The organism is Jatrophihabitans fulvus, assembly GCF_054781375.1.
Window position 1 is genome coordinate 1705836 of sequence record NZ_BAAGUN010000001.1, and the last position, 22307, is coordinate 1728142.

General features: G+C 71.3%; 20 protein-coding genes and 1 pseudogene. 10 read left to right on the forward strand and 11 right to left on the reverse strand.

Translation table 11 applies throughout. The annotated features are described in order from the left end of the window. Nucleotides 1–4: 4 nt before the first annotated feature. The 3 genes from ACYVP9_RS08300 to ACYVP9_RS08310 all read right to left on the reverse strand — a co-directional run bounded on the left by ACYVP9_RS08300 (nt 5) and on the right by ACYVP9_RS08310 (nt 3241). Nucleotides 5–1336, reverse strand: a complete 1332-nt coding sequence (locus tag ACYVP9_RS08300; protein WP_460604213.1) for a M16 family metallopeptidase — start codon at nt 1334–1336, stop codon at nt 5–7. Between the two features lie 106 nt (nt 1337–1442). Beyond that, a complete protein-coding gene (locus ACYVP9_RS08305; RefSeq protein ID WP_460604214.1) occupies nt 1443–2747 on the reverse strand; it encodes a DUF2252 domain-containing protein in 1305 nt (434 codons plus the stop codon). A gap of 38 nt (nt 2748–2785) precedes the next feature. Continuing rightward, entirely contained in the window at nt 2786–3241 is a 456-nt protein-coding gene (locus ACYVP9_RS08310; RefSeq protein WP_460604215.1) for an RrF2 family transcriptional regulator, read from the reverse strand. A gap of 229 nt (nt 3242–3470) precedes the next feature. Here ACYVP9_RS08310 and ACYVP9_RS08315 point away from each other — a divergent pair, with 229 nt between their 5' ends. Then, nucleotides 3471–4415: a DUF4397 domain-containing protein gene (locus ACYVP9_RS08315; protein ID WP_460604216.1), complete on the forward strand. Its 945-nt coding sequence runs from the start codon at nt 3471–3473 to the stop codon at nt 4413–4415. Nucleotides 4416–4497: 82 nt separating this feature from the next. Here ACYVP9_RS08315 and ACYVP9_RS08320 read toward each other — a convergent pair whose 3' ends face one another. The 5 genes from ACYVP9_RS08320 to ACYVP9_RS08340 all read right to left on the reverse strand — a co-directional run bounded on the left by ACYVP9_RS08320 (nt 4498) and on the right by ACYVP9_RS08340 (nt 10240). Continuing rightward, nucleotides 4498–5547, reverse strand: coding sequence for a sulfate/molybdate ABC transporter ATP-binding protein (locus tag ACYVP9_RS08320; RefSeq protein WP_460604217.1), 1050 nt, complete (start codon nt 5545–5547; stop codon nt 4498–4500). A gap of 1 nt (nt 5548) precedes the next feature. Next, nucleotides 5549–6883, reverse strand: a complete 1335-nt coding sequence (locus ACYVP9_RS08325) for an ABC transporter permease family protein (protein WP_460604218.1) — start codon at nt 6881–6883, stop codon at nt 5549–5551. Further along, a complete protein-coding gene (gene cysT / locus ACYVP9_RS08330; protein ID WP_460604219.1) occupies nt 6876–7727 on the reverse strand; it encodes an ABC transporter permease in 852 nt (283 codons plus the stop codon). Before cysT ends, ACYVP9_RS08325 begins: the two co-directional genes overlap by 8 nt. Then, entirely contained in the window at nt 7724–8740 is a 1017-nt protein-coding gene (locus ACYVP9_RS08335; RefSeq protein WP_460604220.1) for a type 2 periplasmic-binding domain-containing protein, read from the reverse strand. Before ACYVP9_RS08335 ends, cysT begins: the two co-directional genes overlap by 4 nt. Nucleotides 8741–8932: 192 nt before the next feature. Further along, entirely contained in the window at nt 8933–10240 is a 1308-nt protein-coding gene (locus ACYVP9_RS08340; protein WP_460604221.1) for an MFS transporter, read from the reverse strand. Nucleotides 10241–10305: 65 nt separating this feature from the next. Between ACYVP9_RS08340 and ACYVP9_RS08345 the strand changes: the two are divergent. Further along, nucleotides 10306–10428: pseudogene (locus tag ACYVP9_RS08345) on the forward strand (RtcB family protein); the annotation flags it as partial. A gap of 230 nt (nt 10429–10658) precedes the next feature. Here ACYVP9_RS08345 and ACYVP9_RS08350 read toward each other — a convergent pair. Both ACYVP9_RS08350 and rpsO read right to left on the reverse strand, forming a co-directional pair. Further along, nucleotides 10659–12890: a polyribonucleotide nucleotidyltransferase gene (locus tag ACYVP9_RS08350; protein WP_460604222.1), complete on the reverse strand. Its 2232-nt coding sequence runs from the start codon at nt 12888–12890 to the stop codon at nt 10659–10661. A gap of 249 nt (nt 12891–13139) precedes the next feature. Further along, nucleotides 13140–13409, reverse strand: a complete 270-nt coding sequence (rpsO, locus tag ACYVP9_RS08355) for a 30S ribosomal protein S15 (protein WP_460604223.1) — start codon at nt 13407–13409, stop codon at nt 13140–13142. A gap of 286 nt (nt 13410–13695) precedes the next feature. Between rpsO and ACYVP9_RS08360 the strand changes: the two genes are divergently transcribed. Further along, nucleotides 13696–14151 carry an SRPBCC family protein gene (locus tag ACYVP9_RS08360; protein ID WP_460604224.1) on the forward strand — a complete coding sequence of 152 codons (456 nt, stop codon included), beginning with the start codon at nt 13696–13698 and terminating at the stop codon, nt 14149–14151. Nucleotides 14152–14177: 26 nt separating this feature from the next. Here ACYVP9_RS08360 and ACYVP9_RS08365 read toward each other — a convergent pair whose 3' ends face one another. Next, nucleotides 14178–15116 (reverse strand): polysaccharide deacetylase family protein, encoded by a 939-nt coding sequence (locus ACYVP9_RS08365; protein WP_460604225.1) that lies wholly within the window; start codon nt 15114–15116, stop codon nt 14178–14180. 86 nt (nt 15117–15202) lie between these two features. On the opposite strand from ACYVP9_RS08365, the gene ACYVP9_RS08370 reads away from it, so the two are divergent. From ACYVP9_RS08370 to ACYVP9_RS08400, 7 genes are read left to right on the forward strand one after another with little or no spacing between them, the layout of a single operon-like run. After that, a complete protein-coding gene (locus ACYVP9_RS08370; protein ID WP_460604226.1) occupies nt 15203–16360 on the forward strand; it encodes a PLP-dependent aminotransferase family protein in 1158 nt (385 codons plus the stop codon). Between the two features lie 51 nt (nt 16361–16411). Further along, nucleotides 16412–17503: a nucleotidyltransferase family protein gene (locus ACYVP9_RS08375; RefSeq protein ID WP_460604227.1), complete on the forward strand. Its 1092-nt coding sequence runs from the start codon at nt 16412–16414 to the stop codon at nt 17501–17503. Beyond that, nucleotides 17481–18743, forward strand: coding sequence for a Rossmann-fold NAD(P)-binding domain-containing protein (locus ACYVP9_RS08380; RefSeq protein WP_460604228.1), 1263 nt, complete (start codon nt 17481–17483; stop codon nt 18741–18743). The genes ACYVP9_RS08375 and ACYVP9_RS08380 overlap by 23 nt, the downstream gene beginning before the upstream one ends. 3 nt (nt 18744–18746) lie before the next feature. Next, on the forward strand, nt 18747–19811 hold the full coding sequence (neuB, locus tag ACYVP9_RS08385) for an N-acetylneuraminate synthase family protein (RefSeq protein ID WP_460604229.1): 1065 nt from the start codon (nt 18747–18749) through the stop codon (nt 19809–19811). A gap of 21 nt (nt 19812–19832) precedes the next feature. After that, nucleotides 19833–20813 carry a Gfo/Idh/MocA family protein gene (locus ACYVP9_RS08390; RefSeq protein WP_460604230.1) on the forward strand — a complete coding sequence of 327 codons (981 nt, stop codon included), beginning with the start codon at nt 19833–19835 and terminating at the stop codon, nt 20811–20813. Continuing rightward, nucleotides 20810–21502, forward strand: coding sequence for an acylneuraminate cytidylyltransferase family protein (locus ACYVP9_RS08395; RefSeq protein WP_460604231.1), 693 nt, complete (start codon nt 20810–20812; stop codon nt 21500–21502). The genes ACYVP9_RS08390 and ACYVP9_RS08395 overlap by 4 nt, the downstream gene beginning before the upstream one ends. After that, the gene (locus tag ACYVP9_RS08400) at nt 21499–22302 is read left to right on the forward strand and encodes a Rossmann-fold NAD(P)-binding domain-containing protein (protein WP_460604232.1); all 804 of its coding nucleotides are present in this window, start codon (nt 21499–21501) and stop codon (nt 22300–22302) included. The genes ACYVP9_RS08395 and ACYVP9_RS08400 overlap by 4 nt, the downstream gene beginning before the upstream one ends. Nucleotides 22303–22307: the final 5 nt, after the last annotated feature.

Consider the following 22307-nt stretch of genomic DNA (forward strand, 5'->3'; position numbering starts at 1 on the left):
TCGGTCAGACTGCGCTGTCGAAGTCGTGCTCACCGAACGGTCCTACCACGGTCAGGCAGCGCGGACGCGTCAGCACGTCGGCGGCGACCTCGGCGACCTGCTGCGGCGTGACCGAGTCGATGCGGCGCAGGACCTCGTCCAGGCCGAGGATCTCCCCGTGGGCGATCTCGGCCTTGCCGATGCGGGTCATGCGCGAGCCGGCGTCCTCGAGGCCGAGCACCAGGCTGCCGCGCAGCTGCCCCTTGCCCCGCTCGATCTCGTCGTGGTCGAGCGCGCCGCCGGCCACCGCGTCGAGTTCGGCGCACATGATCGACAGCACTTCGTCGGTCTTGCCCGGCTGACAGCCGGCGTACACGCCGAACTGGCCGTCGTCGGCGTAGCCGGACGTGAACGAGTAGACCGAGTAGGCCAACCCGCGCTCCTCGCGGATGCGCTGGAACAGCCGCGAACTCATGCCGCCGCCCAGCGCGGACGACAGCACCCCGAGTGCCCACCGCCGCTCGTCGTGCCGGGACAGCCCGTGGCCGCCCAGGACGAGGTTGGCCTGCTCGGTGTCGTCTCCGATGACGCGGACGGCCTCGACCGGCCGGGTCGACACCGCCCGTCCGGACGGGCGGGGCAGCTGCTGGCCGCGGGCGGCGTCGAGGCGGCCGCCGAAGACCCGGCGCACCAGGCGCACGACCTCGGCGTGCTCGACGTTGCCCGCCACCGCCACGACCATCGCGTCGGTGGTGTAGCGCCGGTGGTAGTACCCGGCGATCTGGCGGCGGGTGAGGGCGCCGATCGACTCGACGGTGCCGAGGATCGGCCGCCCGAGCGGGGTGTCGCCCAGCAGCGCGGACGCGAACTCGTCGTGCACGAGGTCGCCGGGGTCGTCGTCGCGCATCGAGATCTCCTCGAGCACGACACCGCGCTCGACCTCGACGTCGGGGGCGGCGACCGTCGCGTCGAGCACGACGTCGCCGACGACGTCGATCGCCGTCGCGAGGTCACGGTCGAGGACGGTCGCGTAGAAGCAGGTGTGTTCCTTCTCGGTGAAGGCGTTGAACTCGCCGCCCACCGCGTCCATCTCACGGGCGATGTCGAGCGCGGACCGGTGGCCGGTGCCCTTGAACAGCAGGTGCTCGAGGAAGTGGCTGGTACCGGCGAGGGACGGCGACTCGTCACGCGACCCGACCGGCACCCACACGCCGACACTGGCACTGCGCACGCCGGGCATCGCCTCGGTGACGACACGCAGGCCGCCCGGCAGCACGGTGCGGGTGATGACCCCGCCTCCGGTCGCCGCGTCGAGCCGCGTGGTCGCGGCACGGCGCAACGGTTGTGACGCAGGCATCAGTCGATCGTACGGAGACGGCGGCGGCCCGCCGCACGCACCCGCGCCCCGGCCGGCGCTCGCCCACGAACGTGCGCTCCGGTCGTGACGCGTGGCGGCCCGCTCATCAGGTGGCGGGCACCCCGATCGCGCCCTCGCGGAACAGGTCGACGAACAGCGCGTGGTCGGTGCGCACCTGCTTGGCGTAGTCGAGCCCGAAGGCGCACACCGCCTCGGTGAACTCGCGTCGCCGCCCCTTCAGCACCGCGGCGACCGCGTGCTCGGTCTGGAAGTCGACGAGGCTCTGCTCGCTGTCCTGGTCGGACGCGCAGTGGATCTTCGCGGTGGCCCGGCCGAGGACGTCGACGACGCGCGCCATGTCCTTCGGGTCGTTCAGCTCGCTCCAGTCGAGGTCCAGCTCGTAGGGCGAGACCTCGGCGACCACGTAACCGACGCCGTCGATGTCGGTGTAACCCAGCAGCGGGTCGGTGTGCACCTGCAGCGCCCGCTGGCTGACCACCGTGCGATGACCCTCGTGTTCGAAGTACTCGCGGATCGCCGGCGAGCTCGCGAAGCGGCTGACCGCGGGCACGTTGGCCTGCTTCATCGACAGCAGCACGTCGTTCTCGAGCGCCTGCGACCAGCCCTCGACGAGCACGTTGTACGCGGGCAACCCGGCGCTGCCGATGCCGAAACCGGACTTGCCGACGATGTCGTGCACCTCGTAGAAGAGGTCGCGGTCGTACTTCTTGGCGGGCGGGATCGTGGCCAGGTAGCGCTCGAACGCCTCCTCGACGCGACGCCGCTCGGCCCTGCCCAACCGGCGGACGGTCGGGTCGTCGCGGAACTCGCGTGCGGCGTCGGTGACGACGGTGTTGCCGTCGAGCAGCTCGACCCGGGTCTCGAGACGGGCCTGCTGCAGGATCGCCAGCACCGGACCGTCCGTGTTCTCCAACGTCACCGCGAAGTCGTCGCCGGAGTCCTTCGCGTAGGCGCTGACCTGCGCGAGGTAGCTGCGCACGTACCGGCTGATCAGGTCGGTGATCGACGCGTCCGGCAACGCCTTCTGCCATCCCATCAGCGCCATGCCGGCGGCGAAGCGCTGGATGTCCCAGGTGTAGTGCCCGAGGTAGGCCTCGTCGAAGTCGTTGACGTCGAACACGAGCCGTCCGGCGGAGTTCAGGTAGGTGCCGAAGTTCTCGGGGTGCAGGTCGCCGTGGATCCACGTGCGGCTCGTGCGGTCGTCGACGAAGTCGTCTCGACGGCCGGTCACGTCGGCGTAGAACAGGCACGCGGTGCCGCGGTAGAAGGCGAACGGATCGCCCGCCATCTTGCGGTACTTCACCTGGAACGCGGACGGGGACGCGGCGGCCAGCTCGCCGAACGCGTCCCCCAGGACCTCGACGATGCGCTTCCTGCGTTTCGCGGTCATGGCAGCGACTGTGCCCACCGCGGGGTGTGGTTCTACCGCTAGCGCGGCAGCCAGGCGTCCGGCGCCTCGTTCAACTTGCGGACGTGGGCGGGCAGCGTGCCGGTGAGCACCTGGGCGAGCGTGGTCTCGTCCAGCACCCGGCGCAGGGCGGAGCGCACCGCGACCCACACCTCCGGCAGGTGCTCGGCGACCCCGGCGTACGTGGTCTCGTGCGGACGCAACCCGCGGACCTCGGCCAACGGGCCGTCGACGGCGCGCAGCACGGTGCCCAGGGTGATCTCCTTGGCCGGACGCGCGATCGCGTACCCGCCCTCGGCGCCGCGCTGGCTGCGGACGAGCCCGGCCCGCCGCAGCTCACCCAGGATGGCCTCGACGAACTTGCGCGGCATGCCCTGCTCGGTGACGACGGTGTCGATCTTGACGAGGTCGGGCTCGCGCGCGGCCAGGCTCAGCAGGGCGCGCACTGCGTAGTCGGTCTTGGCGGAGATCTGCACCGTGTAATCCTGTCAAATCACTCGGGAATCCGCCGCACGACGCTCCGCGCCGGTTCCGCCCGTCCGGCGCCGGGTGGGTCGTCGTCCGCGCGGACGCAGCCCGACTGCGCACCGCCCTCTCAGGCGTCACGGGCCAGTATCGGCTGGCCTCCGTCACCGTCACCGTCACCGTCACCGGCGACGGAGCGCGCCGCCTCACCCCGCCCGTCGACGTCGATCCACTGCCCCGATGACCGCTCCGACCGTTCCCGAGGAGTCCCCCGTGACCGTGCGCCGCCGGGTCGTCACTCGCCTGCTGACCGCCGCCGCCGGGCTCGTCACGGCTGTCCCGCTCGCGGTCTCGACGCCTGCGGACGCGGGCGCCGCCGCCCCGGCCTTCGTCCGCGCGGCGCTCCTGTCGCCCGACACCCCGAAGGTCGACGTCTACCTGACGGCCTTGAGCGGCGGGTCGACCCGGCTGTGGCTGAGTTCGGTCGGCTACGGCGACGTCAGCGCCTACCGCCGCATGCCGGCGGGCCGGTACGCGGTGTCGATGCGCCCGCACGGCGCGAAGGCGAGCACCCCCGCCGCGTTGCGCTGGACGCTCACGCTGCGCCCGGACGCGTCCTACACCGCCGCCGCGGTCGGCGAGCAGTCGGACGTCCACGGCATCGTCGTGCAGGACTCGCTGCGCTCGCCCGGTCGCGGCAGGGCGGCGGTGCGGGTCGTGCAGGCCGACGGCAGCGCGCCGCGGGTGGCCGTCTCCGTCGCGGGACGCATCGTCGCGCCGGATGTCCGCTTCGGCACGGTCAGCCGCTACGTGACGGTGCCGTCGGGCACGCTCACGGTCCGCGTCAGGGCCCTCGGTGTCGGCGCCGCCCGGTCGCTGCGCTTCGCCGCGGGCGCAGGGTCCGTGACGTCGGTGCTGGTGCTCGACCGGCGCGGCGGCGGTGTCGCCCTGCGTCCGCTCACCGACGCGAACGGCACGCGCCAGGCGTCGGCCGGCTCGCTGCCCGCCGGCGCCGGCGGCACGGCCCGCCCGCTCGACGCCGACGGCGGCCCGCTCGCGTTGCTGGCGCTCGGCCTGCTCGTCGGCGGCGTGCTGTTCTTCCGCGGCATCGCGGCGGTGCGCCGGCCGGTGCGCCGTCCGGGACGTCGCCCCTCGGCACGAGACCGGACGCGCAGCTGCGCCTGATCACCCGCACCGGCGACGTCGACGCCCGCACGCGAAAACACCTCGCCGGCCGCGTGGTCGGCGCGCACCTGGCCGGATGACCTCAGGCGGTGGCGGCTTCCCTGGCCGCCGCCTCGCCCTCGGCGGCGTCCCGGGCCTCGAGCGCGGCACCGGCGTCCGCCGGCGTCTGCCGCGCGCGCACCGACGTCGCGTTCGGGGCGGGCAGCAACCACACCGTCGCTCCCTCGCAGATGCGCAGGGCCTCGCTCTGGCCGCGGTTGAGCTGCACCCACGTGTCCGGCTGCCCGGGCGCGGTCGACATCTCGGCCCGGATCTCGAAACCCACCCGCTGCACCCGGCTGATCTCGGCCCGGGTGGCGCCGGGCTGCGGCGCCGTCAGCACCTCGATGTCGTGCGGCCGGACGAGACGGCCGTTCAGCTGGGTGACCGGGCCGAGGAAGGACATCACGAACTCGTTCGCGGGCTTGTCGTAGAGGTCGTCGGGTGTGCCGACCTGCTCGATCCGTCCGTCGTTGATCACGACGATCTCGTCGGCGACCTCGAGGGCCTCCTCCTGGTCGTGCGTCACGAAGATGGTCGTCACGTGCACCTCGTCGTGAAGCCGCCGCAGCCAGTCGCGCAACTCCTTGCGCACCTTGGCGTCGAGCGCGCCGAACGGCTCGTCGAGCAGCAGCACCTTTGGTTCGATGGCGAGGGCGCGGGCCAGCGCCATGCGCTGGCGCTGGCCACCGGACAGCTGCCCGGGCAGGCGGTCGGCGAACTTCTCCAGGTGCACGAGCTCGAGCAGCTCGGTCACCTTCGTAGCGATCTCCGCTTTCGGACGCTTGCGGATCTCGAGCCCGAACGCCACGTTGCGGTACACCGAGAGGTGCTTGAACGCGGCGTAGTGCTGGAACACGAAGCCGACGCTGCGCCGCTGCGGGGGCAGCCAGGTCGCGTCGACGCCCTCGATGTCGATGCGGCCGCGGTCGGCGAACTCCAGTCCCGCGATCACGCGCAGCAGCGTCGACTTGCCGCCGCCGGACGGGCCGAGCAACGCGGTGAGCCGTCCGCTGGGCACGTCGACGGACACGTCGTCGAGGGCGACGAAGTCGCCGAAGGTCTTGGTGATGCCTGCAGCGACGATGGCCATGTCAGACCTTCTCTCCCTTGGGCCGCAGCAGGGCGATCGCGACGATGAAGACCACCGCGACGACCATGAGGGCGAACGATCCGATGAACGCGTTGTCCTTGTGCTCGTTGCCGAGCTGTTCGTACTCGTTGTTGATCCACAACGTGACGGTCTGCGACTGACCGGACACGCTCTGGGACACGACGCGCACCGCGCCGAACTCGCCGATCGAGCGGGCCAGCGAGAGCACGACGCCGTAGGCGAGCGCCCATTTGATGGTCGGCAGCGTGATGCGCCGGAAGGTCTGCCAGCCGCCGGCACCCAGCGACCGCGCGGCCTGCTCCTGGTCGGTTCCGGACTCCTCGAGCACCGGCACGACCTCGCGGATCACCAGCGGCAGCGCCACGATCACGGTGCCCAGCACCATGCCCGGCGTCGAGAAGATGACCTGGACGCCGATGTCCTCGAGCGCGGGACCGAACCAGCCGGTCTGGCCGAACACCAGGACGAGCGCGACACCGACCACGACCGGCGAGATGGCGAGCGGCAGGTCGATGAAGGTGTTGAGCAGGCGCCGTCCGCGGAACTCGTAACGGGTCAGCAGCAGCGCCATGCCGACGCCGAACACGGTGTTCGCCACGACGGCGATGCCGGCCACGACGGCGGTGAGCCGCACCGCCGCCAGAAATTCCGGGTCGGACGTGACGACGTCCCACACCGTGCCCGCGCCGCTGGCGAACGTCCGCTGCACGACGGTGAACACCGGCAGCGCGACGAGCCCGCCCAGATAGGCCAGGGCGACGACCCGCAGCACGATCTTGAGCAGGTGTGCGGCGGCCAGCGTGGCGACGACGCACCCGGCGAGCACCAGCCACACGCCGGCCCGCGCACCGGAGCCGAGGTCGTAGCCGTTGACGCTCGCGTTGTCCCAGTCGGTGCGGCTGACGCCGACGGCCGACGGGACGTCCCGCCAGTCGAAGTAAAGCCCGGCCAGGGCGACGAGGCCCACCACCAGCGCCGTCCACGCGATGGCGCGGCGCGGGTCGAGGCCGCCCGGCAGCCGGTCCCGCCCGGTCGCGACGACGACGGCCGCGACGACGCCGATCGCGCCGAGCGCGAGCGCGGCCCCGAAGCCGACCCCGATCAGGTCGGTGCCGCCGAGGCTGCGGTCGCGCAGCACGCGCTGCGCGTCGACCCGGCCGGACGGTGCGAACCACGGCAGCAGCGCGCCGATGCCCGCGACGACGGCACCGCCGACGAGCACCCACGCCGAGCGCGGCAGGCGCGTGCGCAGCCGCGACGGGTGCTGCACCGGGATGCTCGCGCGCGCGGCGGGACGGGTGAGCGTGTCAGCCACGGCGCGCCACCCTGCGCTGCAGCACGTCGAGGGTGACGAGCACGACGAGGGCGACGATCAACAGCACCGTGGCGATCGAGGCGTACTTGACCTTCTCGTCGTTCTCGATCATGCGCAGCATGTAGTACGAGGCGACCTCGGTCTCGCCGCGGATGTTGTTCGAGATCAGGATGACCGAGCCGTACTCGCCGAGCGCGCGGGCGAACGCCAGCGCCGAGCCCGACACGATCGCCGGCACCATGGCCGGCAGCACGATGCGGCGCCAGATCGTGAACGTGCCGGCGCCGAGCGAGGCGGCCGCCTCCTCGACGTCGCGGTCCATCTCGATCAGCACCGGCTGCACCGAGCGCACCACGAACGGCAGCGACACGAACAGCAGGGCGACCGCGATGCCCTCGCGGGTGCCGACGAGGCTGATGCCGACGGGGCTCTTCGGCCCGTACAGCGAGATGAGCACGACGCCGGCGACGATCGTGGGCAGCGCGAACGGCAGGTCGATGATCACCTCGACGAGCCGCTTGCCCACGAAGTCGTGACGTACGAGCACCCAGGCGATGACCGTCCCCATGATCGCGTTGACGACCGTCACCAGCAGGCTGATGCCGACGGTCAGGGTCATCGCGCTGCGGGCGTCCGGCGCGGTGACCGCGTCCCAGAACCCGGCGACGCCCTCACCGGACGCCGCGACGACGAGCGCGGCCATCGGCAGCAGCACGATGATCGACAGCCACAGGACGCCGACACCGAGTCCGAGCCCGGCGCCCCGGGTCAGCGCGCGCGTGCCGCCGCGCCGCCGTCGCGTCCGGTGCGACGACGGCGCGGCCGCGGGGAGGACGCCGCTCAACTGCCCTGGAGGGTCGGGACGAGGGCGCCGTCGTCGAACAGCACCTTGTTCACGGCGTCCCAGCCGCCGAGATCGTCGACGGTGGTGATCTTCTCGATCGCCGGGAAGGGCTTGCTCGGGTCGTTGGCGCCCTCGACGGTGCCGGGGTCGACCGAGTTGTCGAGCGGACGGAAGCCGTCGGACGCGAAGATCTTCTGGCCCGCCTCGGACGTGATGTAGGTCAGGAACTTCTTCGCGACGGGCGACGCGTTCGTGGTGACGGCGCCGGGGTTCTGGATCAGGAACGTGTCGTCCGGGATGACGTAGTCGAGGTCCTCCCCCGCCTGCTTGGCGAGGATCGCCTCGTCCTCGTAGGTGATGAGGACGTCGCCCTGGCCGGACGAGAACGCCTCGGTGGCCTTGCGGCCGCTCTCGGCGAACACGCTCACGTTCTTGATGAACTTGCCGAGGTAGGTCCTGGCCGCGGCCGCGTCCTTCGTCGAGCCCAGGCCGTGGGCGTACGCGCCGAGCAGGTTCCACTTGGCCGCGCCGGAGCGGGTCGGGTCGGCGGTGACGATCTTGATACCCGGCTTCACCAGGTCGTCCCAGCCGGTGATCTTCTTCGGGTTGCCCTTGCGCACCGCTAGCACGACGACCGACTGCGACACGATGCCCTTGTACTTGCCGGCGTTCCAGCTGGTGGACACCTTGCCGGCGTCGACGAGACGGGTCATGTCCGGTTCGACGGAGAACTCGACGAAGTCGGCCTTCTGGCCCGCCGCGACGGCCTTGCTCTGGTCACCGCTCGCGCCGTAGGAGCCGTTGACGGCGAAGCCCTTGCCCTCGTCGGTCTTCGCGAAGTCCTCGGCCAGGTCGTCGACGACGCTCTCGATCACCGAGAAGCCGACGACGCTGATGGTCTTGGAGCCTCCGCCCCCGCCGTCGCTGTCGGACCCGCAGGCGCTGAGCCCCACGGCGGCGACGGCCAGGGCGGCGAGCGCCACGCCGCGACGGCGCGTACGTGCCTTCGTCATGGAGTACCTGCTTCCGTGATCAATGCTGCCTGTCGCAGCTATCCGTCTACTTCGATTGCTCCGGTGTTACCGATCGGATTGGTAGACATTAGCAACGCGCGGCACGGGGCACGCCATGTCCCCCGGCGTGGCGGGGCTTCGTCACAGCGCAGGTCGGACGGATCCGGACAAGCCGGTCGGCGACGGTCCCGGTCAGTCGGTCGCGGGCCGTGCCATGCCGGGCCTCTCGCCGGACGGTTCACCCTGCAGCTGCGGCAACACCCCGTCCGGTGTCGCGTCGGCGGTGCTGCCGGGCGCGCCGTCCGGCGGCACCGCCCCACCGCGGCGCAGCGTCTCGGGAGCCACGGCGACGAAGGCGAGCGGCGCGAGACACACGACCGCGGCGACCACGAACGTGGGCCCGTATCCCCCGCCGTCGACGATCCACCCCGCGACGACGGGTCCGAGCACGGCGCCGAGGTCACCGCACATCTGGAACAGGGCGACGACCGTGCCGCCCCGTCCGGCCACGACGTCGCCCATGATGGCGCCGGGTGCGACCGAGTCGGCGGCGCCGGCGATGCCCAGCAGCACGGCGGCCGCGAGCAGGCCGCCCGCGAAGTGCAGCGTCGGCAGCAGCAGGTACCCGGCGGCGGCGACGAGCAGTCCGACGACCAGCACCGGACGGCGTCCCCGGGTGTCGGCGACCTTGCCGACGGGCAGCAGCAGCAGGCCGCTGACCACGCTGGTGACGAGGAACGCCGCGTACGCCCACCCGGGTGACAGGCCGAGCTCGTCCGTGACGTACTGCGGTATCAGCGATGTCCGGGCCCCGATGATGGCGAAACCGCCGACGAAGGCGGCGACCAGGGCCGCGCGGTACGCCCGGCTCTCCAGCGCCCGGGCGAGGGGCAACGGCGCCGAGCGGGGCTGCGAGCGCTCGGCGAGCTCGCTCGAGCGCAACGCCGTCAACCCGATGGACCCGGCGACGACGAGCGTGCCCGCGTAGAGGAAGAACGGAGCGCGCAGCGAGAACGTGGCCACGGTGCCGACCGCGGGGCCGGCGATCATGCCGAGCAGGAACGACCCCGCCCACACCCCCTGCGCCCGTCCGCGCAGGTGGTTCGGGGTCACCCGGACCAGCAGGCTCGCGGCGCTGACGCTGAACATGATGGACCCGACGCCACCGGCACCGCGCAGCACGAGCAACTGCCAGTACTCCTGCGAGAACCCGGCGAGCAGGCTGGAACCGGCCACGATGCCGATCCCGGTCGCGAGCAGCACCCGCTCCCCCACCGCGTTGACCATCCGTCCGACGAACGGGGCGACGAGCAGGCGCATGAGCGCGAACGCGCTGACCACCAGGCCGGCCAGGGTCGCGCCCACCCCGAACTCCCGCGCGAACAGCGGCAGCGCGGGCGCGACGAGGCCGAACCCGAGCGCCACCATGAACGCGACACCGGTCAGGGCCCGCACCTCGACCGGCAATTCGCGCAGCGGCGAGCTAAATCGGACCTTCACGGCACCACGATAGGCGCTGCCTCGAACCCGCTTGCCGTCGCACGGAGCATGGGAGCCATGTCCGCAAGGCGTTCCTCGACGAGCACCCGTCGGCCTACAAGCCGATCGACGTCGTGATGGACGACGCCCGCGACCTGGTGGAGATCGTCCACACGTTGCGCCAGATCGTGAACGTCAAGGGCAACTGACGCGGGTCTCCTGCTCGCGCCGTCCGCCCGGATCTTCAGGGTGCGGAGGCGTCATGGCGTCGCCGAACCATGAAGATCCGGACGTCGAGGTGGATCTTCATGACCCCACGACGTCATGGGTTCGCCGGGACATGAAGATCCGTTCCGGCGGCGACGCGGCGGGCCGGAACGCGACGAGGGCCGGGCCACCGCAGTGGTGACCCGGCCCTCGTGGGACGTGCAGGTGCCGATCAGGCCTCGGCGGGCGCCTCGGCCGCGGGGGCGTCGGCGCCGTCAGCGGCCTTGGTCTCGTCGACCAGGCCCAGGCTGATCTTGCCGCGCTGGTCGATCTCAAGGATCTCGACCTGGATCTTGTCGCCGACGTTGGCGACGTCCTCGACCTTGCCGATGCGCTTGCCACGGCCCAGCTTCGAGATGTGGACCAGGCCGTCCTTGCCCGGCAGCAGCGAGACGAACGCGCCGAAGGCGGCGGTCTTGACGACCGTGCCGAGGAAGCGCTCGCCCACCTTGGGCATCTGCGGGTTGGCGATCGCGTTGATGCGGTCGACCGCGGCCGCGGCGGACGGGCCGTCGGCGGCACCGACGTAGATGGTGCCGTCGTCCTCGATCGAGATGTCGGCGCCGGTCTCGTCCTGAATGGCGTTGATCATCTGACCCTTCGGGCCGATGACCGCGCCGATCTTGTCGACCGGGATCTTCACGACGGTGACGCGCGGGGCGTACGGGCTCATCTCGTCCGGGGCGTCGATGGCCTCGGCCATGACGTCCAGGATGTGCAGGCGGGCGTCGCGGGCCTGCTGCAGCGCCTGCGCGAGCACCTCGGACGGGATGCCGTCGAGCTTGGTGTCGAGCTGCAGCGCGGTGACGAACTCCTTGGTGCCGGCGACCTTGAAGTCCATGTCGCCGAAGGCGTCCTCGGCACCGAGGATGTCGGTGAGCGCGACGTACTCGGTCTTGCCGTCGACCTCGTCCGAGACGAGGCCCATGGCGATGCCGGCGACCGGCGCCTTCAACGGCACACCGGCGTTCAGCAGGCCGAGGGTCGACGCGCAGACCGAGCCCATGGACGTCGAGCCGTTGGAGCCCAGCGCCTCGGACACCTGGCGGATCGCGTAGGGGAACTCCTCGCGGCTCGGCAGCACGGGCAGCAGCGCCCGCTCGGCGAGCGCGCCGTGGCCGATCTCGCGGCGCTTCGGCGAACCGACGCGGCCGGTCTCGCCGGTGGAGAACGGCGGGAAGTTGTAGTTGTGCATGTAGCGCTTGGTGCGGTTCGGCGACAGCGTGTCGAGCTTCTGCTCGAGGCCGAGCATGTTCAGCGTGGTGACGCCCAGGATCTGGGTCTCGCCGCGCTGGAACAACGCAGAACCGTGCACCCGCGGGATGACCTCGACCTCGGCCGAGAGCGTGCGGATGTCGGCCAGGCCGCGACCGTCGATGCGGACCTTCTCGCGCAGGATGCGCTGGCGCACGAGCGCCTTGTTCAGCGACCGGAACGCGGCGCCGATCTCGCTGTAGCGGTCCTCGAAGCGCTGCCCGAGGGTGTCGCGGACGGACTCCTTGATCTCGTCGAGCTTGGCCTCGCGCTCCTGCTTGTCGGCGATGGTGAGCGCGGTGGCGACCTCGGCCTCGACCTCGTTGCGGACGGCCTCGTAGACCTCGTCGGAGTAGTCGAGGAACACCGGGAACTCCTGCACCGGCTTGGCGGCGCTCTTGGCGAGCTCCGACTGCGCGCGGCACAGCTCGGCGATGAACGGCTTCGCGGCCTCGAGGCCCTCGGCGACGATCTCCTCGGTCGGCTTGGTGGCGCCGCCGGCGATCAGCTCGATGACGCCCTCGGTGGCCTCGGCCTCGACCATCATGATCGCGACGTCGCCGTTGTCGAGCGTGCGGCCGGCCACGACCATGTCGAAGGTGGCGCGCTCGAGCTCGGTGTGGGTCGGGAAGCCCACCCACTGGCCGTCGATGAGCGCGACGCGGGTGCCGCCGACCGGGCCGGAGAACGGCAGGCCGGAGATCTGGGTGGACGCCGACGCGGCGTTGATCGCCAGCACGTCGTAGGCGTGGTCGGGGTTGAGCGCCATCACCGTGATGACGACCTGGACCTCGTTGCGCAGACCCTTCGTGAAGGTCGGGCGCAGCGGACGGTCGATGAGCCGGCACGTGAGGATCGCGTCCTCGGACGGGCGGCCCTCGCGGCGGAAGAACGAGCCGGGGATGCGGCCCGCGGCGTACATCCGCTCCTCGACGTCGACGGTGAGGGGGAAGAAGTCGAAGCCCTCACGGGGCTTCTTGCCGGCCGTGGTGGCCGACAGCAGCATGGTGTCCTCGTCGAGGTACGCCACGACCGAGCCGGCGGCCTGCTTGGCCAGCCGTCCGGTCTCGAAACGGATGGTGCGGGTGCCGAAACTGCCGTTGTCGATCACGGCCTCGGTCTCGAACACACCCTGGTCTGCCTCTGTCACAGAGGTCTCCTCTCGTACGCGCCGGTGCGCACGGGCGACGTACGAGCGGGTTCACCCCTACCGGGTGCCGGTCTTCGATCGAAGCGGTCGGGAGGTCGTCCCGCCCGCCACTACCGAGGACCGGCCATCAGTGCTCGGATGTCGCTCGAGGACGCGCGTGCGTCCCGGCGATCGGTGGTTGTTCAGTTGTCCCGTGCGACGGCGCCGCACGAAGAAGGGGAGCGACCGGACGGTCGCTCCCCCGTGTGCCTAGCGACGCAGTCCGAGCCGCTCGACGATCGAGCGGTACCGGTTGATGTCGGTCTTGGCGAGGTAGTTCAGCAGCCGCCGGCGCTGGCCGACGAGCAGGAGCAGGCCACGACGGCTGTGGTGGTCGTGCTTGTGCTCCTTGAGGTGCTCGGTCAGGTCGCGGATGCGGCGCGACAGCAGCGCCACCTGCACCTCGGGCGAACCGGTGTCGCCCTCGACCGTGCCGTACTCGGCGATGATCTGCTTCTTGACATCCTGGGCCAGCGCCACGGACGACTCCTTCTGCGACTCGGTTGCCCCGCGGGAACGGGGTGCGGGCGCGCTCCGCCGGTCTGCATCACGGTGGAAGTTGGACGCGCACGCGTCGGCACGCGGACGAGACCGCGAGCACCGTCGTCCAAGGTACCAGGCTGCGCGGGTCACGCCGACCAACGCCGTCCCTGCGACACCGTGCCGACCGACACCGTCCCTGCGACACCGTGCCGACCGACGCCGTCCCGCCGGCACCATCCCGCCCCGGCGCCCCACGCCGCGCGGCATCGGGTACGAACAAGTCATGGCCGACCAGCCCCTGCGCCCCTTCGCCGTCTCCGTCGATTCGGACCTCTCCCCCGCCCAGGCGTGGGCGCGGGTCACCGACTGGCAGGCCCACGGCGCCTACGTGCCCCTGACGAACGTGACCGTCGACCGGACGCCGGGTGTCGTCGGGACGGTCTTCAACCCGCGCACCGCCCTCGGGCCGGTCGGGTTCGACGACCCCATGGAGATCGTCGAATGGGAGCCACCGACCGACGGCCGGGCCGGACGCTGCCGACTGGAGAAGCGCGGCCGGGTGATGCTCGGCTGGGCCGAGATCGTGGTCGCCCCCCGCGGCGACACGCCCGCGGCGGGCTCGCGCACGACCTGGACCGAGGCCGTCCGCCCGAAGGGCCTGCCGCGCTTCGCCGACGGTCTCGCGACCGCGACCAGCCGGGCCCTGTTCGGACGGGTGCTGCGCAAACTGCTCGCCTGACGCGTCCCCTCGACCGCTGCCGCCGGTTACTGGGGGAAGTCGTTGGTGTCGTAACGCGGCAGCAGCAGCGGGTCGTGCCGACCGATCACCGCGGTGGCGACCTCGGTCGTGAGCCCGATCGTGCAGTGGCGCTCGCGCAGCACCTCGACGACCTCGGGCTCGTGACCGCCGAACGGGTAGCACATGACCCAGTGCTCGTCGACCGGCATCCCGAGACCGGACAGGAACTGCAACGAGGTGTCGATCTCGGTGAGCAGCGTCGAACGGTCGACGCGGTTGAGCCACTGGTGGGTCGCGCCGTGCGAGCCGAAGTACATGCCGTCGGCGATCATCACCCGCGCCTGGTCCTCGGTCAGGTACTGCTCGGCCGCGAACGTCGCCTCGTCGACCCCGACGAACCGCTCGAACAGCCGGCCGGCGATCTCGGCGCGCAGCCGCTCGGGCAGCGCGGTCTGCAGCATGCGCTTGACGTAGATCGTCTCGGCGGTGTCCCACCGGAACGGGTGCGCCCACTCGGCGCGGTAGTCCTCGACGGAACGCAGCTCGTACTCGTCGCCGGCAGCGCGGACCTCGTCGTCGAGCGCGTCCGCGAGGTCGGCCGACGAATCGGTGCTCGCGAGGATGAAGTGGATGCGGTTCACGTCGAGCAGGACACCGTCGCGCACCGGGGAGACCGGGGGGAAGAAGGAGCCCTGCAGACCGCGCCGGTGGAGTATCGGGAACACGGTGTCGTAGTGCTCGGCGTAACCGTCGTCGAACGTCAGCAGGGCGGCGGCGGCGGGCAGTTGCGCCTCGCCGCGGCTGGCGGCGATGACGTCCTCCATGCGGACGATCTCGAAGTTCGCCTGCAGGTGGTCGAGCTGGCGCCGGAACCCCGCCACGTCCAGGCCCTTGATCCCGGGGTACCGCGTCCGGGCGAAGTCGCGGACGTAGTGATACATGATGATCGTCAGGTCGCCGGTCACGACGGAATGATAGGCGCGCGTCGCGAGCCACCCGGCCCGCGACGCGGTCGACCCCCGTGCCGGGCCCTCGGGTAGTTTTCAGCGCCATGAGAGTGCCCCTGGCGGTGCCCGATCTCAACGGACGGGAGGCGGAGTACCTGCAGGAGTGCATCCGCAGCACCTTCGTGTCCACGGCCGGACCGTTCGTCGGCCGGTTCGAGGAGCAGATCGCCGCACTCAGCGGCACCGATCGCGCGTCGGCGATGTGCACGGGAACCGTGGCGCTGCAGATGGCGCTCGAGGGCCTCGGCATCGGCGCCGGTGACCTCGTGGTCCTGCCGACCCTCACGTTCATCGCCTCGGCCAACGCGGTGCGTCACTCCGGCGCCGACGTGTGGCTGTTCGACGTCTCCCCCGCCGACTGGGCCCTCGACCTCGGACTCGTCCGCCACGCGCTGGAGACGCAGACCGAGGCGCACCCGGACGGCCGGCTGCACCTCGGGTCCGGCCGGATCGTCAAGGCGCTGATGCCGGTGATGATCATGGGCGCCAGCCTGGACCTGGCCGCCCACGCCGCGTTGGCGCGCGAGTTCGGGCTCAAGGTGGTGGTCGACGCCGCTGCCGCGATCGGGGCCGAGGCGCCCGGCGGCCGCGCGCTCGGCGCCACCGGCGTCGATGCGGTCTGCTACTCGTTCAACGGCAACAAGACGATCACCAGCGGTGGCGGCGGCGCGGTCGCCGCGGCCGACGACGACCTGATCGGCCGGATCCGTCACGTCATCTCGACGGGGCGGGTCGGCACCGCCTACGAGCACGACGTCGTCGGCTACAACTTCCGGATCACGAACGTCCAGGCGGCGATCGGGGTCGCTCAGCTCGAACGCCTCGAGTCGTTCCTCGAGCGCAAGAGCGAGGTGTACGCCCGCTACGCGAGCCTGGCCGAGCGTCACCCCGACCTCGCACCGTTCCCCACGCCCGCGGCGGGGCGCAGCACCCACTGGTTCTCGGGGCTGCACTACACCGGCTCGGACCTCGACCGGTGGACCGCTTTCCGCGAGGCCATGGTCGACGGCGGTGTCGATGCGCGCCCGTTCTGGAAGCCGATCCACCAACAGGTCCCGTACGCCGGTTCGCTGGCCGAACCTGCCCCGGTGGCCGACGTCCTGTGGCAGCGCATCCTGCCGCTGCCCGCGTCCTCGGGCATCACCGACGAGGAACTGGACCACGTCGTCTCGCTCGCGGACGCGTTCTGGGCGCATGGGTAGCGGGCGCGCGGACTTCCGCCCGGCTGCCGCAGCGGGGAACATGGGTCTGCCATGCATCTGACCTACCTGCGCGGCGCCCACCTCGACGGCGTGCGCGTGTCGCCGTCGGACGACATCCGCACCGCGATGAACCGCATGAACGCCTCCGGGCGGACGTTCGTCGTCGTCGTCGACCACGACGGGGTCCTCACCGGGGTCATGGCCGACGGCGACATCCGCCGGTACCTCGCCGCGGGCGGGGCGATCGACGGGCTCGTGGGCGAGGCGGCCAACCGGACCCCGACCGTCCTGCCGAGCAGCAGCAGCACCGCCGAGGTGAGCTCGCTGATGATCAGGCGCGGTCTCGAGTACCTGCCGCTGGTCGACGGCGACAGGTTGCACGCGCTCGTCGTCCTCGAGCACGTCGCCCGGTCGAACGACCTGTCCGCCGTCGTCCTCGCCGGGGGCCTCGGCAAGCGCCTCGCGCCGCTGACCGCCACCTGCCCCAAACCGCTGCTGCCGCTGGGCGACAGGCCGATCCTCAGCCACATCCTCGATCACCTGCGGTCGCACGGCATCCACCGCTTCGTCTTCTCGGTGGGCTACCTGGCCGAGATGATCGTCGACTACTACGACAACGGGTCGCGGTGGGGCAGCTTCATCGAGTACGTCCGTGACGGCAAACGTCTCGGCACCGCCGGACCGCTCGGCCTGGTGCCCCTCGAGTCGCTGTCGGACCCGTTCCTCGTCACGAACGGCGACATCCTCAACGACATCGACGTCGGCGCGCTGCTCGAGACGCACGTCTCGAACGGCTGGGACGCGACGATGGTCGTCCGGCAGCACAGTTACACGGTGCCGTACGGCGTCGTGAAGTCCGCGGCGGACGGATCGTTCGTCGAGGTGGCCGAGAAGCCCGTGCTGGACTTCCAGATCAACGGCGGCGTGTACCTGATGTCGAAGGCCGCGCTGGGCGTCATCCCCAAGGACCACTACTACGACATGACCACGATGTTCGACGACCTCCCGAAGGCGGGCCTGCGGGGCGGCGTCTACCTCCACACCGGGCGCTGGATCGACATCGGCGGGGCCGCCGAGTACGAGCGGGCGCAACAGATCTTCGAGGCACGGGTGACCCAGGATGACGACGTCGCTGACCGGTGAGCTGGCCGCGCTCGACCAGCAGGTCGTCGGGCGCAGGCGCAGTTTCTTCGCCGACGACCTCGACGCGTGCTCCCCCGAGCTGCGCGACGCCGTCGCGGGCAGTCGCATCCTCGTCATCGGCGGGGCCGGCTCGATCGGGTCGAACACGCTGCGCACGTTGATGCACTTCGAGCCGGCGACCGTCCACGTGATCGACCACAACGAGAACGGCCTCGCCGAACTCGTCCGCGGCCTGCGTTCGGCCTCCGACCTGCCGCCCATCCACGACCTGCTGACCCTCCCGTTCGACTACGGAGGTGCTCCGTTCCGGATGTGGCTCGACGCCAACCGGACGGCCTACGACTACGTGCTGAACTTCGCCGCGCTCAAGCACGTCCGTTCCGAGAAGGACCCGTTCTCGGTGCTGGCGATGCTCGAGACCAACGTGCTGCACCTCGATGCGCTGTCGCGCCTGTTGAGCACGCACCGCAGCCCGAAGCGGGTCTTCTCGGTGTCGACCGACAAGGCCGCGAACCCGAGCAGCATGATGGGCGCCACCAAGCGGCTCATGGAGCACGCGCTGTTCCTGCCCACCCAGCCGTGGGACGGCGACACGAGGATCTCGTCGGCGCGCTTCGCGAACGTCGCGTTCTCCAACGGCTCGCTGCTGCAGGCCTGGCAGCACCGCCTCGCCGCGCGGCAGCCGCTCGCCTGCCCCGAGTCGACACGACGGTTCTTCGTCTCGCTCGAGGAGTCCGGGCACCTGTGCACGCTGGCCGGCCTGCTCGGCGGCGACCGCGCGCTGACCGTGCCGGCCCTGGACCCGGCCGAGCACCTGGTGCTGCTGACCGACGTCGTGGAGAAGTTCCTCGCGCACCACGGGCTGACCGCGTACCCGACCCGCGATCAGGCCGAGGCCGCCGGACGGGTCGAGGAGCTCGCCGCCTCCGGCCGCTGGCCGGTCCTGCTCACCCCGCTCGACACCGCGGGTGAGAAGCCCTACGAGGAGTTCGTCGGCGCGAACGAGACCGTGTCGGACTCGCGCTTCACCGCGCTGCAGCAGGTCGGCTACGTCCCCCCGAGCGATCCGTCCGCGTTCGGTGACCTCGTGGCCGAGTTGCGCGCCCTGTTCGCGAACGGCGCGCCCGCACAGCGGGACGGTGTCACCGACGAGCGGGTGAAGAGCATGATCGCGCGGGTGGAGCCGTCGTTCGCCGAGACGCACCGCGCCAGCACCAAGTCCCTCGACCAGCGGATGTGACGCATGGCAGTTCCCGACGTTCCACCCCCGCGCTTCGCGGACCCCGACTCCGGCTGCTACGTCATCGCCGAGATCGGCGTCAACCACAACGGGTCGGTGTCGCTCGCCCGTGAGTTGATCGACGCCGCGGTCGCCGCCGGCGCCGACGCCGTGAAGTTCCAGACGTTCGCGGCCGAGGACCTCGTCAGCGTGGCCGCCCCCAAGGCCGAGTACCAGTCGCGCAACATGGGTGACGCCGACGGCGGTGGCAGCCAGTACGACATGCTCAAGGCGCTCGAGCTGACCGCCGAGCAGTTCGGCGAGCTGCTGGCCTACTGCGACCAGCGCGGCATCGACTTCCTGTCGACGCCGTTCGGGCCGAGCCAGGCCGACATGCTGGCCGACCTCGGCGTGCACGCCTACAAGGTCAGCTCCGGCGACCTCACCCATCTGCCGTTCCTCGCGCACCTCGCCGGCAAGGGCCTGCCGATCATCCTGTCGACCGGCATGGGCACGCTCGCCGAGGTCGCCCAGGCCGTCGCCACCATCGAGGCGGCCGGTCCGGTGCCGGTCGCGGTGCTGCACTGCGTCTCGAACTACCCGGCCGACCCGGCATCGTGCAATCTGGCCGCGATGGCGACCATGCACCAGGCGTTCGGGCTGCCGGTCGGCTGGTCGGACCACACGCTCGGCCCGGCGATCAGCCTGGCCGCCGTCGCCCTCGGCGCGCGGGTCATCGAGAAGCACATCACCCTCGACGTCACCATGGACGGCCCGGACCACGCGGCGTCAATGGAGCCGGCAGCGTTCACCGACTTCGTCAGCGGCATCCGCGCGGTGGAGAGCGCGATCGGCGACGGCATCAAGCGCCCGGTCGCGGCCGAGCTGTCGACGGCCTCGGTCGCCCGGCGTTCGATCGTGGCGGTGCGCGACCTGCAGGCAGGGGACGTGATCGGCACCGACGACGTCGCCGTCCTGCGTCCCGGCACGGGCCTGGCGCCGGCCATGATCGACGTCGTGATCGGCGCCCGCCTCGGCCGCTCCGTCGCGGCGCACCAGCCGCTCACCGTCGAGGACCTGCATGGCTGACGTCCCGGCCCGGTTGCGGCAGTGACCCACTTCGTCGTGATCGGCCTCGGCTCGATCGGACGCCGCCACGCCGGCAACCTGGCCGCGTCCCACCCGGACGCGAGGTTCACCTTCGTCCGGCACCGGGGCGGTTCGGACGAGCTCAGCGAGCGCCTGGGCGCGCGCGTCGTGACCGACCTGGACGACGTCCTCGGCGACGACGCCGACCTCGCGATCCTCGCCACGCCGTCCGCGAACCACGTCGACGTCCTGCCGGACCTGATCGACCGTGGCTGGCGGCTGCTCGTCGAGAAGCCGATCGTCACCTCCGTGGCCGACTGCGACGCGATCGCCGCACGCCTGGCCGGGGCCCCGCCCGCCGTGCGGGTCGCCGGGTTCAACCTGCGGTACCTGCCGGCGTTGCGGGCGATGCGCGAGCACGTCTGCCGGCTCGGACGGGTCGTGCGGGCCGGTTTCGTCTGCGGGCAGTGGCTGCCCGACTGGCGTCCGGGCACCGACTACCGCGAGTCCTACTCGGCCGACGTGGCCCGCGGGGGCGGGGTCGAGCTGGACCTGTCGCACGAGTTCGACGTCGCGCGCTGGTTCTTCGGCGACCTGGACGTCGACTTCGCCCGCGGTGGCCGCTTCTCGGGTCTCGACCTGCGTGCGAACGACACCTCCGTGTCCGTGCTCTCGCCCGTCGGCGTGGCCGCGCCCGTCGTGACCGTCGCCGTCGACTACGTCGCCCGGCGCCGGGTGCGGTGGTACGAGGTCGTCGGCGAGCACGGCCGGGTCGAATGGAACCTCGACGACGGCCTGCGGGTCTACACCGACAGCACCGGCCCGCAGGTCACCGAGGCGCCGCTGCAACCCGACGACATCACCGGCACCTACGTCGACATGCTCGCCGCGGTGCTGTCCGCCGGCGGTCCCGACGACCTCGGAGCCGCACAATCCCTGACCGACGGACTCGCCTCGTCGAGGCTGAGCCTGCAGGTCCGCGACCTCGGGAGCACATCGTGAGCACCATCGGCACCGTCTGCGCCCGCGGCGGCTCGGTCGGCGTTCCCCGCAAGAACGTCCGCGACCTCCACGGCAAACCGCTGATCGGCTGGACGATCGAGAAGGCCCTGGCCACCCCGTCCATCGACGCGGTCTACGTCTCGACCGACGACGACGAGATCGCGCGCGTCGCCGAGGAGTTCGGTGCGATCGTCCCGTTCCGGCGGCCGCCCGAGCTGGCGACGTCCAGCGCGGCCAAGGTGCCGGTCATCGAGCACCTGATCGAGCACGTCGAGTCCCTCGGCGTCGACGTCGACCGCATCGTCGACCTCGACCCGACCTCGCCGCTGCGCTCGGTCGAGGACATCGAGACGGCCGTCTCGCTGCTCGACGACGACACCGACGTCGTCATCACCGCGTACCTCAGCGACAAGAACCCGTACTTCAACATGGTCGAGCGCAAGGACGCCGGCGCAGCCGACTACGTCGGCCTCGTGGTCCCGTCCGGCGCGGTGTCGCGGCAGAGTGCGCCGAAGGTCTACGCGATGAACGCCTCGATCTACGTCTGGCACCGGGCCACCCTCACGAAGGGCCTCTGGGGCGGGCGCACCAAGCTGTACGAGATGCCGCACGAGCGATCGGTCGACATCGACAGCGAACTGGACTTCAAGCTCGTCGAGCTGCTGATGGCCGAAAGGGGCCTGTCATGACGTCTCCCGACACGCATCAGGACGTCGTCCTGCTGACCGGGGGCGGCGGCATCATCGGCCGTGCGATCACGACCGCCCTGGCCGCCCAGGGACAGGTCGTGGTCGTGGTCGACCGCGACCTCGACCTCGCACGGGACGCCGCCGCCCTGGTGGGCGGGTCCGCGTCCGTGGGTGGGTCCGCGCACGCCTACCGGTGCGACATCTCCGACCGGGCGGCGCTCGAGGACCTCCGCACGCGCGTGACCGACGAGGTCGGCCCCGTCACCGCACTCATCTGCAACGCCGCGACCAAGAGCGACAACTTCTTCGCCCCGTACGAGGAGTTCCCTCGCGACGACTGGGACGAGGTGATCGCCACCAACCTCACCGGCCCGATGCTCTGCGCGCAGGTTTTCGGCGCGCCGCTGGCGGCCGCCGGCAAGGGCTCGATCGTCAACATCCTGTCGATCTACGGCATCGTCGCACCCGATCAGCGCATCTACGAGGGCTCGCTGTACGAGGGTCGCGCCATCAACACGCCGGCCGTGTACAGCGCGTCCAAGGCCGGTCTGTGGGGACTCACGAAGTACCTCGCCAGCTACTGGGGGGCGTCCGGCGTCCGCGTGAACGCGGTGACACCGGGCGGCGTGTTCAGCGGTCAGAACGACACGTTCGTCGAGAACTACAGCCGCCGCACGATGCTCGGACGGATGGCCCGGGCCGACGAGATCGCCGCCGCCGTCGCGTTCCTCGTCTCCGACGCCGCCACCTACATGACCGGTCAGAACGTCGTCGTCGACGGCGGCCTCACGGCGTGGTGACGGGC